At 43.5% G+C, this 16,734-nt stretch carries 14 protein-coding genes and 2 pseudogenes; all 16 read left to right on the forward strand.

From position 1 onward, the window contains the following. Positions 1 to 125 (forward strand): annotated as a pseudogene (locus tag LIR34_RS18025) (DNA-binding protein); the annotation flags it as partial. 333 nt (positions 126 to 458) lie between these two features. Beyond that, the gene (locus tag LIR34_RS16750; protein ID WP_015524989.1) at positions 459 to 782 is read left to right on the forward strand and encodes a thioredoxin family protein; all 324 of its coding nucleotides are present in this window, start codon (positions 459 to 461) and stop codon (positions 780 to 782) included. 15 nt (positions 783 to 797) lie between these two features. Then, positions 798 to 1,721, forward strand: coding sequence for a thioredoxin-disulfide reductase (trxB, locus tag LIR34_RS16755; protein WP_173746639.1), 924 nt, complete (start codon positions 798 to 800; stop codon positions 1,719 to 1,721). 559 nt (positions 1,722 to 2,280) lie between these two features. Next, positions 2,281 to 3,243 carry a S1 RNA-binding domain-containing protein gene (locus LIR34_RS16760; RefSeq protein ID WP_110925766.1) on the forward strand — a complete coding sequence of 321 codons (963 nt, stop codon included), beginning with the start codon at positions 2,281 to 2,283 and terminating at the stop codon, positions 3,241 to 3,243. Between the two features lie 91 nt (positions 3,244 to 3,334). Continuing rightward, entirely contained in the window at positions 3,335 to 3,787 is a 453-nt protein-coding gene (locus LIR34_RS16765; protein WP_118235520.1) for a zinc-finger-containing protein, read from the forward strand. 18 nt (positions 3,788 to 3,805) lie between these two features. Further along, positions 3,806 to 4,459, forward strand: coding sequence for a hypothetical protein (locus tag LIR34_RS16770; RefSeq protein WP_173899946.1), 654 nt, complete (start codon positions 3,806 to 3,808; stop codon positions 4,457 to 4,459). Between the two features lie 70 nt (positions 4,460 to 4,529). Further along, the gene (locus tag LIR34_RS16775; protein WP_173903347.1) at positions 4,530 to 5,219 is read left to right on the forward strand and encodes a hypothetical protein; all 690 of its coding nucleotides are present in this window, start codon (positions 4,530 to 4,532) and stop codon (positions 5,217 to 5,219) included. After that, positions 5,179 to 5,682, forward strand: coding sequence for a hypothetical protein (locus tag LIR34_RS16780; protein ID WP_173903348.1), 504 nt, complete (start codon positions 5,179 to 5,181; stop codon positions 5,680 to 5,682). Before LIR34_RS16775 ends, LIR34_RS16780 begins: the two co-directional genes overlap by 41 nt. Before the next feature lie 113 nt (positions 5,683 to 5,795). Continuing rightward, on the forward strand, positions 5,796 to 6,023 hold the full coding sequence (locus LIR34_RS16785) for a cold-shock protein (RefSeq protein WP_173903349.1): 228 nt from the start codon (positions 5,796 to 5,798) through the stop codon (positions 6,021 to 6,023). Positions 6,024 to 6,499: 476 nt separating this feature from the next. Next, positions 6,500 to 6,631 (forward strand): hypothetical protein, encoded by a 132-nt coding sequence (locus LIR34_RS16790; RefSeq protein ID WP_005423021.1) that lies wholly within the window; start codon positions 6,500 to 6,502, stop codon positions 6,629 to 6,631. 18 nt (positions 6,632 to 6,649) lie between these two features. Continuing rightward, entirely contained in the window at positions 6,650 to 7,762 is a 1,113-nt protein-coding gene (locus tag LIR34_RS16795) for a hypothetical protein (RefSeq protein WP_173903350.1), read from the forward strand. 56 nt (positions 7,763 to 7,818) lie between these two features. Continuing rightward, on the forward strand, positions 7,819 to 8,337 hold the full coding sequence (locus tag LIR34_RS16800; RefSeq protein ID WP_173903351.1) for a hypothetical protein: 519 nt from the start codon (positions 7,819 to 7,821) through the stop codon (positions 8,335 to 8,337). A gap of 16 nt (positions 8,338 to 8,353) precedes the next feature. After that, complete coding sequence (locus LIR34_RS16805; protein WP_118752870.1) at positions 8,354 to 9,067, forward strand: hypothetical protein; 714 nt, start codon at positions 8,354 to 8,356, stop codon at positions 9,065 to 9,067. 36 nt (positions 9,068 to 9,103) lie between these two features. Beyond that, positions 9,104 to 10,261: an ERF family protein gene (locus tag LIR34_RS16810; protein ID WP_173903352.1), complete on the forward strand. Its 1,158-nt coding sequence runs from the start codon at positions 9,104 to 9,106 to the stop codon at positions 10,259 to 10,261. 64 nt (positions 10,262 to 10,325) lie between these two features. Next, a complete protein-coding gene (locus LIR34_RS16815) occupies positions 10,326 to 11,591 on the forward strand; it encodes a hypothetical protein (RefSeq protein ID WP_173903353.1) in 1,266 nt (421 codons plus the stop codon). A 388-nt stretch (positions 11,592 to 11,979) separates the two neighbouring features. After that, a pseudogene (locus LIR34_RS16820) lies at positions 11,980 to 16,683 on the forward strand (SpaA isopeptide-forming pilin-related protein); the annotation flags it as partial. Positions 16,684 to 16,734: the final 51 nt, after the last annotated feature.

Consider the following 16,734-nt stretch of genomic DNA (forward strand, 5'->3'; position numbering starts at 1 on the left):
TAGAAGCTTTTATCAATGAAACACTTGAGTATAATCCGGATGTGAAATGTTCTCACCATGAGCACAACCACGGGGAAGGACATACATGTGGTGAGCATGGATGTGGAAGCCACAGCTGCCATTAAGAAGAATAGCAAAAAATAATAGTACGAAAGGATGTGCCAAGGTAATGTAGAAGTTACCGCAGTACATCCTTTTGTGTTATGTGATTCTCATATTGATTATTTCTTACTTGCCGAAAATAATGAATTGAACGTATAATACTCCCATCTTTTTGTAACTGTCAAAGATGAGAGTATACTTAATTTATTGAGAAGAGTCAATTATATAACTGACATATGCTGTAAATAGAAGTAAAAAAGCGTAATAAAGTAAATCAACTTTTCTGTGATATCATCACGGAAGCAAGCACTTATTTGGGGTATATTAAGTTCAAATAGGAGAAGGAGTTGAAAAATATGACATCTATAAATATAAATAAAGAAAAGTTTGGACAATTAATTCATAAGGAAAAACCGGTTTTGGTTGATTTCTGGGCACCGTGGTGTGGTTATTGCCGTAGAATTGGAGCAGCTTATGAAAAAATAAGTGAAGAATACAGCGATATTCTTGTTGCTGGAAAAGTAAATATTGATGAAGAACCGCAGATTGCAGAAGCTGAAAAGATTGAGGTGATTCCTACGCTGGTTTTATATCGAAATGGAAAGGCAATAGATTCTATTGTTGCACCTGAATCAAAAATAATGATAGAGAATTTTATTAATGAAGCATTGGAAAAATAAAAGGAGGACTGCTGTATGAATGAAAATCATGTTTACGATATGATTATCGTAGGGGGAGGACCTGGAGGGTATACTTCAGCATTATACGCAGCCAGAGCAGGACTTGATACAATTGTTATAGAAAAATTATCTGCAGGTGGTCAGATGTCATTGACCTGGCAGATTGATAACTATCCTGGTTTTGAAAATGGAATTGACGGATTTTCATTGGCAGAGAAAATGCAAAAACAGGCGGAAAAATTTGACGCTAAAAGTGAATATGCTGAAGTTTATAATATGGATTTAACAGGAAAGCTTAAGAGAGTAGAAACTAGTTCGGGAATTTATATTGGGAAAACAGTAGTGATTGCTACTGGAGCAAATCCAAGAGAACTTGGCCTTGCTAAAGAAAAAGAATTGATAGGTCATGGGGTTGCTTATTGTGCCTCCTGTGATGGTATGTTTTATAAAGATAAGATCGTGGTGGTTGTTGGTGGTGGAAATTCTGCTGTATCAGATGCTGTTCTTTTAAGTCGAATTGCTAAGAAAGTCATCATTGTTCATCGAAGAGATACATTACGTGCAACGAAAATCTACCATGACCAGCTGATGAAAACTGAAAATATAGAGTTTCGATGGAACAATACAGTAAATGAACTGATTTATGGAGAACGATTGACTGGTGTGCGGTTGAAAGATACAGTTACAGGAGAAGAAAACATTATAGAATGTGACGGCCTGTTTGTGAGTATAGGAAGAAAACCGACAACAGATTTTTTAGGTAATCAGATAGAACTGGATAATAAAGGATATATTGTGGCAGGTGAAAACACTGAAACGAGTATTCCGGGTGTTTATGCTGTAGGAGATGTCAGAACAAAGTTACTTCGTCAGATAGTAACAGCAGTGGCAGATGGTGCTATGGCAGTACATATGGCAGAAGAGTATGTGGAGAAATAACAATCAGAATTTAATTGTTTAAGAAATTGTTCTTTGGTTAATGGCATTTTTATGTATCCTCTAGTTTTACTAAAATTCAATATGTATTATGTATATAAATAACAGATAATCAGGTATTATCCTTCAGCTATTTGAAAAAATATATATCTACTGCAACTGTTCCGTAATATCTATAGTTTAAAAATGTACAAGAAGGTCGGTTGTCTTATTGGGGACGATTAAGAGGAAGAAATAAACACTATATAATGAAACAATTACATATGAGATGGAATTTTCTATAAGGACACAGGAATCTGGCAGTTCTTAGTGTTACTAAATCCTTCTGTCGTACAGGCTTCATAAAAGGAATCAATATGCGACACTATTGCAATCGAGGTAATATTGACATAGAATTCCATGTATTATAGAATGGTATCTGTAAAAAGAAGGCATGAAGAAAGCAGCTTTAAACGGGCTGCTTTTTTTGTGTCTTCTTTTGTCTTTCCTGAGTACCGGAGGAAAAGGAGTTTTCTGGATGGAGCAGAGAAGACAAAAAATAAATAAGAACAGGAGGAAGTATATGGAGGATACCAAAAAAACAGTTTTGGCGGGAAATGGGGAAAAAGATGTTCCGCGTGCAGTCTACGATGGTGTTTTGACAATCGATGTAGACGCGCAGGTTGAAAGTATGGAGGAACAGGAAGAAGCCAGATGGCATCAGCTTTTGAATGCACATCGTACCAGAAAGATCCTGACGGGCCAGCTCGGGGGCATTGAAAAACTGGAGAGTGGATGGATGGTTGCTGTTACATACTTTAATGGTTTCCGGATCATTATCCCAATGAATGAAATGATGATCAACCTTCAGGGAGACGGGCGTGAAAACGCGGATACCTTAAACCGTCAGGTCCGTATTGCTAACAACATGCTCGGCTGTGACATTGATTTCATCATCAAAGATCTGGATAACAAGAGCCGGAGCGTTGTAGCATCCAGAAAAGATGCAATGCTTAAAAAGAGACAGACTTTTTACCTTGGGGAAGATACAGAAAAACCAATGCTCTATGAAGGCAGGATCGTAGAAGCAAGGGTGATCGCGGTAGCTCCCAAAGCAGTCCGCCTGGAAGTCTTTGGTGTAGAAGTATCTGTCCGGGCCAGGGACATGGCCTGGGAGTGGATGGTAGATGCCGGAGAAAAATTCCAGGTAGGCGATCTGGTGCTGGTCATGGTCAATAAGGTGGAAGCAAGCTCTGTTGACCAGATCATTATAGAAGTGGATGCAAAGAGTCCGACAGCCAATATCAATAAAGATAACCTCCGGAAATGCCATAAACAGGGAAAATATACAGGAATCATTACGGAAGTCTATAAGGGAACCTATTTTATCCGCCTTGATATCGGAGTCAATGCCGTGGCACATTCCTGCAATATGTCCGCACTTCCGGGAAAGAAAGATAAGATCGGATTTGTGGTGACCCGCATCAACGACAACTATGAAGTGGCAGAAGGCATTATCACAAGGCTTATCAAAAGAGCTTCCTGAAAATGTTTTTATAATTTTCAAAGAATTCTGTTGACACAGAAAAAGGGATTTCTTTAACATCGGAGATAAAGATGGAAAGGAGTGACGTCAGATGGCAAAAAAGAAGAAAAAACAGATGCGGGAAACCTTGTACTGTCCATATTGCAAAAGACCCGGGGTACTTAGGCCTGCAGCTTATGTCTATGGAGATAACAACCTGGATCCGGAGAAATACCTGTATGTATGCAGCGGCTATCCTTCCTGTGATTCATACATTGGGGCACACAAAAAAAGTATGCGTCCCATGGGAACCATGGCTGACAGCGATCTGCGTAATAAGCGGATCGAAGCACACAGAGCTTTGGATGCAATCTGGAAAAATGGTTATATGACCAAACACAGCACATATATCTGGCTTCAGAACCGTTTGAATCTCCGGGAAAAGGACACACATATCGGGAAATTTTCTTATTACCTGTGTGAACAGACCATCCGGGAATGTACAGACTATATAAAAAGCCGAGAGGAAAAAAAGAAATCCCCGGATAAAATAAGCGTGGCATGACGGAAAGGATGGATGCCCTTGAGACTACAGGCGACAGAAGATGATGTATATCATCTGATGGACCTTAAAGAACAGTATTTTATTATGACAGCAATATGCAGTGTGGCAGAGGGAATCAGCGCATACTTTTTCATATACCAGAAAAGATGCTGGGATCTTGTATATTTGTGTACTGCACTGGCGCTTGCGATAATCCTGCTTCTTCGTCAGGCCATAAAAATCAGTCGGAGGATCATGGAGGCAGAAAACTGTTATATGGCACTTGAAGAGGACAGCCTGGCAGTCTGCCAGCCGGAAAAAAACGGAAAATATGAGTCCTGCAGGATCTTTTACGATGAGATGGATAAGATCGTAGAAGGAACCAGACGGGGAATTCCAGAATTTTATATCGTGATCCGAAAAGAAGGGAAAGAACAGAAAAGCTTTTTCCTTTTGGATGAAGAAGAACAGGAACGGGATGTTTTCTGTGTACGATCCTTTGGCTTTGACAATCAGGGATTCATGGAGTTTTATCGGAAACTCAGGTGGATCGTACCGGGAAGAACAAGGATTATCGGGACCAAAACACAGGAAGTATGGAAACTGCGGCGGCCGAATATCGGAATCTGTACGGCAGCAGGCATGCTTTTGGGGTATGTACTTCCAAAACTCCTGGAAATGATGTATGGGTAACAAGTTATATAAAAGAAAACAGATCAGAAGCAGAGATTAGAAAGAGTGAAAATGACAAGGAGGAAATGTCATGAGATGGTATACAGCAATCGGAATGAAAAAAGATGATGCAGATGGAAGGTTTTGTGTCTGGGTAGATGGGGAAGAAAAAGTACTTACAGAAATGGAAACTATTTTGTGGGCTGCGCTCACCTGGTCTTTCTGTGAAGAGGATAAGGTCCACTCCCAGATGCATCGTCTTCTTGTATTTAGCCTTGGAGAAAAGCAGGCACAGGAATGGGCGGACAAAGAGGATTTTCAGTTTTGCCTGAACCGTCTGGTAAAGCGGGGCCTGGTTGTGCTGACAGAAGGATGTACCAGAGAGGAAGCTGTATACAGCATTATCAGCCGGCCAGTCATGGCTCCCATGGCCTTTTCACGGACAGAACGCATGAAGCATTTTATGGAAGCCCTTTCCATGGGAAAAGGACTGAAGTTTTCACTGAGGGCTTTTAAAAAACCGCTGCTTACAGAAGAGGAATACCAGCTACTTTCCTATCTTCAAAGAGAAGGGGATGTTTCCTGCCACCTGAAATGTTTAAAAGAAGAGGCAAAAAGCAGGGAACCCAATTTAGCAGATTCCCTCCAGGAACAGATACAACGGGAATTTATAAGCCGTGTAGCGCAGCTTTACTATAAGAAACAGCTTGTGATCGACAACATAAGAAGGGAGGACTGCCTTGAAGCAAACGGAACATCCGTATTGGCACAGGCTGTATAGATGCTTGGAAGATTTTGGAACACGTTATCAGAATATACCGGATTTTTTTAAGGACAGGATCCAGCGATATGGCATCCTGTCTCTTTTTATCCTGCTTTTCGGATCATTTATGGGAACATGGATGAAAGACAAAACTTTTATTTTCTGGTCTTTCCTGCTTGGGATTATCGGGTTTATAAGAACATATCTTATTTTCCGCACCGCGGATAAAAAGACCTATGAAATCGTGGAAGGGCTGGTAACCGGGATAGACGGGAAAAATCCCTTTGCAAGATTACGGAAGATCCGGGTAAGTGATCCGGCCGGACGGCAGAGTGAACTTTTGCTGGATAAAAACGTAAAAGTTTTGGAGGGAAAACGTTACCGGTTTTATTTTGGCATAAATGAAAAGAAGCTGGTAGGAATCCGCCGGGTGGATGCAGCACTCAATAACGGGATTTTTTTGGGAAACGAAGAAATATAAGAGGAAGAGATTCCTTTTATAGCAGGGAGGGGAGCACCAGGCATGGTTCGATTCCATGCTGCCCTGTTTCCGCAAAAGACTATTGCGGGAAATACAGCAAAGGAGAGAAGGACATGTCAGAAACACTACAGGGAACCGTGAAATGGTTCAGCGCACAGAAAGGATACGGCTTTATCATCGGTGAAGACGGGATTGATTATTTCGCCCACTTTTCGGAGATCCAGATGGATGGATACCGGAAATTAAGCGGTGGCCAGCCGGTCCTTTTTGAAGCAGGGACGGATGCCAACGGGCGAAGCCTTGCCAAAAATATTTCCCCGGCGGATCCAAACGCTGAGTAAGACGTTTTCATAGTGCATGTACAGATTACCTATTCCCCTCAGATACATGCACTTATGCAGACGGATGAAAAGACAGGCGGTATCATGCCGCCTGTCACAACATGTAGCAGAATAATAAAGATAGCTCACACAATAACACAATATATAGTTAAAATTAATTGACAACCACAAAATGTTGTGGTAGTCTTTAAATGAAAAATAATTTAACAGTCTATAAAAGACTGTGGTTATTCTTTAGTTCCGGACATTCCGGAAGAAATACTTTGGGGCGGTCTTGCCCTTAATGAGAAAAAATGGATATGCAAAATATAAGGAAGATGCAAGAAGGAAAGAAGATTCTTTTTGTGTCTTTTTTTATTGCATAAAAAGCAGAAAGGAGGAGCACGAATGAAACTGTCAGTTAAGGAAACTGCAAAAAGAAATACCTTAAGAACATCAAAAAAAGAAAACACATTGTAAAATCAGGAGGGTCGATTATGGAGACAATTAAATGGGAAAACGCAAATGCACTGGAAATTGGAATGCTTATGGAGATGGCAGAAGACGGCTATGTATTTTGCATCGAAGATGGAAAGATACAGGCTGTTGAAGTCCGGATTTTCAGCTAGCGTGGAAAGGCGGACATTATGTATTATAAAGATGACTTTTATAAGGAGTTCCGGACAGAAAAGGAACTGTGCGAGTATCTGGAAGAGATAGACAGCCGGGCAGAATGGATCCGGATCACCAGTAAGAAATTAAAGGTGGCAGCTGCAGGAGAGGAAACCTGTACAGAGGTTCCGGGCATTTCCCTGGAAGCACTGGAAAAAGATACCTTATCTCATTCCAGGCTGGTTCTTATCCTGCCCGAGAGGATCTGTTATATAGGAAATTCAGCAATCAAATCGTTGAAAGGACGGGCCAGGATTGATGGCAAAGCCCTGGCAGATGTCGATAAGAAAACACTGGCAGAGATCTTGAATAAATGCCTGAAGGTTGCAAGAGGAAAAGCACTGATCCGTTTCTGTGAAGGAAAAATAAGGGCAGTCCTGTCTGGTGATGAAAAAGATTATGCCATCATATCCATGCCGGATATGTACATGGTTACCTCGGCATATATCCATGGGGACTATGAGAAGGCAACGTTTTTAAACGGCTATGCCGATCATTATTCTGTTACGGCGTCCTGGCAGCTGGAAGATACGAAACTTACAGATGTTTATAAGGAACTGATGCAGAATTATGGAAGAAAGACCGATAAGGACATAAAAGCAGTTGTACGGATCACTACGTCAGACGTTGGTGTGTCCGGAGCGAATATTTTTTATTCCCTGCAGGAGCCGACAAGAAATGTGATCCTTGGCAATGCCCTGAAGGTTACGCACAAAAACTGTAAAGGAATGGAAGATTTCACGGAAAACATAGAGTCGATCTTCGATTACTACCGGGAAGTCTTAAAAGGGGTCATGCGGCTGTGTGATATCTGGATCGAGCATCCGGCAAATGCCATGGCAGGGATTATGAAGCAGGCGGGATTTGGAAAAAAACTGCTTGCAGAAACCGTGGAGCAGTTTAAGGCTACTACTGGGGATGAGCCATGCAGCGCATACGAGATCTACTGCGGGATCTGTGAATCCATTACCATTGCAAGGCAGGAAAAGACGAATGAGAGAGGACTTTTAGCTCTGGAAGAAAAAATTGCCGGCTGTGTGTCAAAACGCTGGCATGAATATGATATTCCTGGCACTGTAAAATACTAACAGGATTTAAAAGAATGGAGACAGCATGGACTGTCTTTTTTTGATGGGAGGAAAACATGAAGGTTACGAATGGAAAAGATGTGGCAAGGCTGCTGGTAGATGAATACTTGAACTGCCATCCCACCGGACACAAAAAATTTATGGAGTCCATGGCAAAAGAGCAGCAGGAAATAAAAGACAATTACACTTATCTTGGGTTTGCCTGGCTAAAAGGTCTTTCAGAGGTTAGATATTACGATCTTCGAAACGAAGCATCGAAACTGATGGCCGATGATCTGTGTCTGCATGTAAAGGAACAGCCAGAAAGGGTATGCCTGGTGTATGAAGGTGTAGAGGAAATGGAGATCAATCCTTCAGATGAAGAGCAGATGGCAAAAATGTTTACCTGCTACCTGCTTGCAGGAAGTATGGACGGATATGGGGAATTTGTGGATTATGCCCTTGATACCCACCGGACACTGCAGCAGAACCTGACACGGTTTTTCGTGGAATGGTTTGCAAAGGCAGAAAAAGGCTCTGCATTTTTAAAACGGGCAAAGATGGTGTATTCCAGGTATTCCCTGCCATATATCTAAATTACGGAGGTATGTGATGGATAGAAAACTTCCGGACTGGTTAAAAGAGAGCAGGGAGGCAGAAAAACTGATCGCATGGCTGAAATCGCCGGATTGTGAAGTAAAAGAATTTTCCGGACAGCTGTTTATAAAGGCAAGATATGGAAACTGTTTCTTTTTCTTTGACTGTTTAAAGGAAAACAGAAAAACAGACCGGAACTGGTGTGCCGTGATCCACATGCCGGAGTATTCCCTTTATGAAGCAGAAGATCTTTTTCTGAAGCCGATCGGGATACCGGATGATTTTGGTTTTCCTGTGCGTGAGGATCTGATCCCGAAACTGGAAACACAGATAAGCCGCATTGGAAAGAAACTTATCCGTGAACAATGGGATGAACTTTTGTTAAAAGGCGGGTATGCAGCTGCACAGATGATCCCGGAAATCAGCAGGGTTTATATCCAACTAAATGCAGACCGTTTTATTAAAAAAGGAAAGCGGCCGGAGGATCTGATCTATCAGCCGCAGTTTCATTTTGCGGATATGAAGTGGGAATTTTCTGACTGGATGTTTCTGGAATATTTAAGCAACCCACAGCGAGCAGCAGAGCTTTTCGCCCAGAAGTGGCTGCTTGAAAAACTTCCGGAGATCTCAAAAAAGAAGATCTGTATCGGATGTATCCGGGAGGAAATGGAAGAAATGTTAAAAAAGACTGGGACAGGGCCGGAGGCAAGCCTTCCGCGTTCTGCTTAGTATAAAAAATGAAAAAATCAGGAGGAAACGAATAATATGGGTAAATACAATTACATGAATCTGAACCAGAAGATGATCAGGATCCGGAAGAAAGTGCCGAAGCTGATCCGCAAAAGGTACAGTGAGGACGTTACTTATGATTTTGTAAAACTGGATGATATCTATGAATGCCTGACACCGGCCCTTAATAAATACGGGGTCGATTTTGACATCTTAAGTGAAAGGCCGACACAGATGGACGAACAGGGCAATTCCGTGTTTTTAAAGGAAATGGGAGCACTCTGGAGATATGAGGCTGACCTGGAGCTGTGCTGGACCAATGCAGACCGTCCGGGAGACAAGGTACGGAGCTTTTTGCATGTCATTGGAACCAATGAAGCACCGGATAAAGCAAAAGGTGCGGCATGGACGTATGGCCTGAAGTATTATTTCTTAAATAAATTCAACATCATGCAGGCATCTGGAATAGACGATCCGGATATGCGTGGGACGGAAAAAGAAGAAATGCCGAAGCAGGAAGCTTCCGTAAAACCGGAAAAACCGAAAAAGAAACAGGAAAAGGCAGAAAAAAAGGACACAGCCGCAAAGCAGGAACAGGCAGAACCGGTTATGGAAAAGAAAACGGACCGTAAACTGCGTGATGGAAATGCCATATCAGAAGGTCCTGTAAAAGTGGAATATGCAGTGACGGATACAGAAGAAAACCTTCCTGGACAGATGACTTTTGGAATGGAAGAAAGTGAAAGTGGACTGGAAAAATTTTCCGATGAAGAAACCAAAGCGGAAGATCCGGTTCAGACCGAGGAAATCTCCGTAGATGAGGAAATTACTGCCGAGACGGATGCAGACGGTTTCCGTGCAGTAGAAGAAACGGATGAAGTTCCATTTGATGAAGATGATGAGATTTCTTTTGATGCAGAAGAAGAGGAAGAAATACCAGAAGAGACTGCTGAGGAAGTGTTGGAGGATATGGCTCACGAAGAGGATGCAGAGGATGAAGTGAAATGGGCAGAAAAGGTTATCTGCAATTTTGGTGTCTATGCCGGAACCCCTCTTGGGGAAATGATGCAGGATGCCAGAGGTTACCAGACGATCAAATGGCTGGTACAGCGTTACAAAGGCCAGAATCAGGAAATACAGAAAGCTGCGAAGATTCTTTTGGATCATGAAAAGGAAATGCAAAAAGCAGCCTGAAAACAGAGAAATAGTTTGAGGTGGCTCCGGGAACGGGGCCATCTTTTATGAAAAGGAGGAAGGCATGTATGCCAGAGAATCGTTTACGATCGCAGAAGTAGCAGATCTTTTGTCAATCCGAAGACTGAGTGATTCTTACCAGGATGAATTTCCGGTGGAATGTCCCTTTTGCGGGGATTTAAGAGGAAAATGCAGTTTTTGCATCCGCAAAAATGGAGAACTGAAAAATGTTTACCATTGCTATCACTGCGGGGCGGCCGGGAACATGCTGACACTGTATGCGGAACTATCCGGCATTTATGGAAGGAACCGGTATAAAGAAGCCTACCGGGAGATAAGTCAGGCACTTTCTTTTCCTGGAACGGATGAAAGACAGCAGTCCACGACACGAAATGGTTTCGCTTCTATCGTTTCTAAAAAGAAACGCATTTCCCTTACGGAAGAGGAATTGGATTACCGGGATCATGTATATAAGGAAATGCTCACTTTTCTTAAGCTTAAGGAAACACACCGGAGGAACCTTCTCCTGCGTGGGCTGACGTTAAATGAGGTCAGACAGATGGAAGAACGAGGTTTTTTAAGTACGGATGATGAGAATTCCGTGACCATTGCCAGAAAGCTCTTAAAAAAGGGATTTCGCCTGGATGGGGTTCCTGGATTTTTCATCAATCGGGATGGTGACTGGGAAGCTGCTTTTTATAGGAAGAATAACGGGTATCTTTGCCCAGTCCGGGATGGGAAGGAACGGATCATAGGATTCCAGATCCGGCTGGATGTTCCTTTAAAAGAACGGAAGTACCTCTGGTTTACCAGCAGCGGCTTAGAAAGAGGCACATCAAGCGGCAGCCTGGCAGGAATGTTTGGGAAAATAAAGGATGGCACGGTTTACGTAACGGAAGGGATCTTAAAGGCAGAGATCGCATGGATGTGTACAGGAAATCCTTATATCGGAGTCCCTGGAGTTTCCAATCATAAAGGACTGGAAACTGTCTTGCGAAAACTGAAAGAGCAGGGGTTAAAAAGAGTTTACGAATGTTACGACATGGATAAAATGATGGAATTGTCCTGTAAGCACGATGAAAAAAGTGCGTGCCGGCAATGTGAACATGGAATTTATCTGTATCATGGAGAATGCCCCAAAAAGCGCAGAAAGCGGGACATGATCCGAAAAGGCTGTATAAAACTATATGAGATCTGTGAGGAACTGAATGTGTCCTGCAAAAGAGTTACCTGGGATACCGATGCATCCGGTACCTGGATGGAACACTACAAAGGCGTGGATGACTGGATCCTTCAAAAAGAGGAAAAAGAACACAGGAAGACGGCATAAAATGTTTGGTCAGATAAAAGGGAAACTGGAATTTTTTTCAGTTTCCTTTTTATCTGGCTGAAAAAGCCGGAAGAAAGGAGAAAGCGATGCAGATAAGAGACGGACCAAAAGAAAACTGCCGGGAAAAAAGCAATCATGAAAGGAGAACGTGCACTTGGAAAAAAACTGGAAGAAAAGATGGATGGCGGGTGCGATGGCTTTTGCTCTGTGCTGCACTACGCTCTTGCAGACGGGAGCTTCTGCAGTATCCGCCGCTGAGGTGGGAGGCGTTTCCGCACAGAGCGAGACGCAGATCGAGGTACAGACAGAAACACAGACAGAAACGCAGACGGAGAAAAGCGAGGAAGAACTGATCGAGGAAACCGTTGCTGATCCGGAACTTGCGCTTATGGTTACCGAAGGGGAAGCCTTTGATATCCAGAATGATTTTACAGGACTGAAACTCTCTGAAGGAGACCATGTGGAACTGAAAAAAGCAGCAATGGAAGACGGGACTGTATTTGATTATAACCATGCGGGAACCTATAAATGCGTATATCTTGTTACACCCGCATCCGGGGAAGCCTATCTGGTTGCCAGAAACATTACGGTGACACCAAGGGAAGCAGAAACAGACGGATCCAATGGCGGTCAGGAACAGGAAAGCGGCGATGACGAACCGGAGGCAGACCCCGTCCTCCCGACCATAAGCCCGGAAGATGCCCCGGAAACCCTGGAAGAGCCGGAAGAAACGGAGGAGCCAGAAGAAGAGGAAGCAGAAGAATTTTCCGATGAGGAACCAGAGGATGGAAGCCATCAGGTTGACATCGTACAGGGAAATGAATTCAATATTGAACTGGACCACGAGGACGGACGTTACCAGACGGGGGAGACGGTCAACTTTTCCGGTGATATCCCGCAGGGAAGCCTGATCGCAGTGGGAACAAGTCTTGTCGAAGCAAACCAGACAGAGAATACCGAAGATCTTCTGTATGCAGAAGTAAGCTACGATGAGGGAACAAATTCCTTCAGCTTTGAGATGCCGGAAGATGATGTTGCATTAAGTGTGGTATATGACCAGGCTGAGGGCGGTATTAGTACCATGGCAGCTTCCGATGGAGACTTGTGGGATGATTCAACAGACATTGAAGCTAATACCTATTACTATTATTCAGATGGAAAACTGCATCCTTTTGATTCTGTTATGGGACAGGGCGGAAATGATTCCTATAAGTATATCCGTTACAAAGCAGGCGGAAAGACTTATACCGTCTATGCATACTGCATGCAGCACAGTAAACAGTCCCCGCCAAGTGGAACGACTTATAAAAATATGGTCGAACTGGATGAGGGCGGCGATGACCGTTATTTAAGGAAGGCCATGTTTTACGGATATGGCGGTCCCGGATGGGGCGGCACATTCAACGGCTATAATATCAAATCCATCATGGAAAAATACGGCTGTTCCTCCGAGACCCGTGCAATGCAGCATTATCTGGTCGATTATTTATATGACGGGGAATCCGGATTTGGAGGATCCCTTTCGACAACTGCCAAAAACATGTTAAAAGAGATCAAGGCAGCCCTTGCAAAGATGCCGGATCCAACGACCATGGAGCTGACACCTGGGCTCAGTGCTTCTGCAAATGGAAACCAGAGCCCGACCTTCACATGGAAGGCAAACGCAGCTTTTGTGATCACGATCCATCTGGAAAACGGGGTCTCCCTTGTAAATGAGACGACAGGAAAAACCGGGACCGGAAATGTGAGCGTAAAGGGCGGTGAAAAATTCCATCTGGAAGCAACCACCCAGAATATTGGAAGCCTGAAAGGAAAATATGCGATCACATCCAACTATCCGCTTAATTTCCATGCCATGCTCTTAAAGCTGGCGAACAGCCAGGATATCGGCTTTGGATATTATACCGATACACTGGAGCTGAATCTGGAGGTAGACTGGCCGGATGAAGCAACGGTCAAGATCATCAAAAAAGATAAGGGAAGCAACGCGCTCCTTGCAGGTGCCGTTTGCGGCATCTATGCAGATGAAGCCTGCACGAAACTTATCAAAAAAATGCCGGCAACAAATGCAAAAGGGGAATCCGAAGTAAAGATCACCAAAACACAGGATACCGTTTACCTTCGTGAAATCTCAGGCCCATCCGGATATGTGCTGGATACGAAAGCCTATGGGGTAAAACTGGTCGTGGGGCAGACCGCTTCCAAGAACTTAACGGATAAAGAGCAAAAAGGTGCACTCACCATTTATAAAGAAGGAGAAGTGCTTACTGGAGCGACCGTCACGGAAGATGGTGTGACCTTTGCCTACGAAAAACGGAAATTGAAAGGAGCCGTTTACAGTGTTTATGCAGGTGCAGATATCAAGGCGGCAGATGGCACCCTCATCTATAAAAAAGGTGCACTTGTCAAGGATAATCTGGTTACCGGAGATGACGGAAGCGTTACGTTAAAGGATCTCTATCTTGGCACCTACACAGTAACCGAGACGAAAGCTCCGGATAATTATGTATGCAAAGGAGAGTCTAAGACTGTTGAGCTTGTGTATGCAGGCCAGACCGTAGAAGTGCAGACTGTCAGTGCAACATTTTTAAATGAACGCCAGAAGGCTACAGTCCGTGTGGAAAAGCAGGACGAAGAGACAAAAAATCCGCTCTCCGGAGGCATCTACGGGCTGTATGCAGCAGAAGATATCAAAGTTGATGGTAAGACCGTTGTTCCCAAAGGAACCCTGATCGAAAAAGCAACGACCGGAGCCGATGGAAAAGCTTCTTATAAAGCGGAACTTCCGATTAATTACAGCTACAGCATCCGGGAGATCCAGGCACCGGAACTTTACCTTAGAAACAGTGAGGATACTTACACCTTCACTTTTAAGTTCACCAATGATAAGGAAGAAAAGGTAAACTTTAGCCATACCTTTACAAATAAGCGTGTAAATGCAACAATCGACCTGGTAAAAGAAGACAGCGAGACAGGAAACAGCGCACAGGGAGATGCCGTATTTGAAGGAGCCATTTACGGGCTCTATGCAAGGGAAGACATTAACCATCCGGATGGCAGGAGCGGAGTCCTTTATAAAAAGGACGAACAGGTAGCTACCCTGACGACCGATAAAGAGGGAAAAGCAAGCGTAAGCAATCTGTATCTTGGAAAGTATTATTTGAAGGAGATCACGCCTCCAGTAGGTTATCTTCTGGACGAAGAGGAGCATGATGTAAACTGTGACTACGAAGGAGACCAGGTAGAGACGGTAAAACGAAATACCGTTTCCAAAGAAGACGTGATCAAACAGCCATTCCAGTTGATTAAAGCAGCGGATAATGATAAGACCGATGCGGACCTTTTAAAAGGTGCCGGATTCTCTGCTTATCTGATCAGCAGCCTGACTGTAAAGGACGATGGAAGCTATGACTTTACAAATGCGACCCCGATCGTTCTTACGGAAGATGGAAAAACAGAAATGTTTACCGATGAACGCGGCTATGCGTGCAGCATCCCGATTCCTTATGGACGCTACATTGTCCGTGAGACCACAACACCGCATAATTTCATGCCGGTAGATGATTTTATCGTAACCGTAACCGAGAACAGCAGCACACCGCAGATATGGAGAGTCCTTTTGGACGATGAGTTCAAAGCAAAGCTTAAGATCGTGAAACAGGATGATGAGACCAAACAGCCGGTCCTCCTTGCCAATACAGAATTCAAAGTGTACGACCTGGATGCGAAAAAGTACGTGGAACAGGTAACGACCTATCCAAATACGGTTGTCCATAAATCCTATTTTACGGACGAAAATGGTTACCTGATTCTTCCGGAATCCTTAAAATGCGGAAATTACAGGATTGAGGAAGTGAGAGCGCCTGATGGCTACACCCAGAATACCCAGTATGTGGAGATCAAAGTTGATAAGAATACAGCTTATCAGATGGATTCCGTCAGCGGGGATGCCATCATTACCGTGACCTATGAAAACCATCCGGTCAAGGGCAAACTGGTGATCCATAAATCCGGTGAAACCTTAAAATCCTTTAAAAAGGATTTTGTGTACGAAGAAGCTTCCCTGGAAGGGGCAGAATTTGAAATCTACGCAGCAGAAGATATTTTCACACCGGATCATCAGGTGGACGAGCAGGGAAACCGTCACGTGATCTATGCAAAGGATACCCTGGTAAAAACAGTGACCACTAATAAAAATGGGGAAGCTGTTATCAAAGACCTTCCGCTTGGAAAATACCGTGTGAAAGAAACAAAAGCACCGGCCGGATTTGTCTTAAATCCAGACAGTCAGGAAGTAGCCTTTATCTATAAGGATCAGAACACACCGGAGATCGAAGAAAAACTGGAATTTTCCAATGAACGCCAGAAAGTAGAGCTGAGTGTGGAAAAACAGGATGCTGAGACCGGAAAGGCTTTAAAAGGTGCAACCTTTGGATTATACAATAAAGAAGCAATTTCTTCCGGCGACAAGGTGATTGTAAAAGCAGATACACTGCTTCAGGAGATCACAAGCAACGAAAAAGGTAAGGCAGCGTTTACGCTGGATCTTCCGCTTGGCAGATACTATGTGAAAGAGCTGCAGGCACCGGCGGGTTATGTATCTTCTGATGAGATCCTGGAATTTGATGCCACATACCAGGGCCAGGACGTAAAAACGATCAAATTAAAATCCGTGAAGAAAAACCAGCCGACAACGGTAGAAGTAACAAAAGCAGATATCACGACCGGAACAGAACTTGACGGGGCTTCCATGAGTGTACTGGATAAGGATGGCAACGTGATCGATTCCTGGACATCCGTAAAGGATTCCCCACATGTGATCAAGCGACTTCAGGTTGGAAAAACTTACATTCTGCGTGAAGAGCTTGCACCATATGGCTACTTACGTGCAACAGACGTAGAGTTTACGATCTCTGATACTGCAGAAGTACAGAAAGTCAAAATGGAAGATGAAGTCCCGGTAGCAAGACTTCTGGTAAACAAGAAAGGGGAATTCTTAGACAGCGTATCCCTTCTTGACAATGCAAAAGGCATGATCGAGCACCTGTTCAACTATGTGACCGGAAACCTGACTGATGTAACCTTCAAAGTTAAATGAATTTTTAAATTCTACCTTGCAAGAGTAAATTCTATACCTATAGAA

Origin of the sequence: Blautia sp. MSK17_66 (assembly GCF_020538025.1) — a bacterium.
Taxonomy (GTDB): domain Bacteria; phylum Bacillota; class Clostridia; order Lachnospirales; family Lachnospiraceae; genus Blautia_A.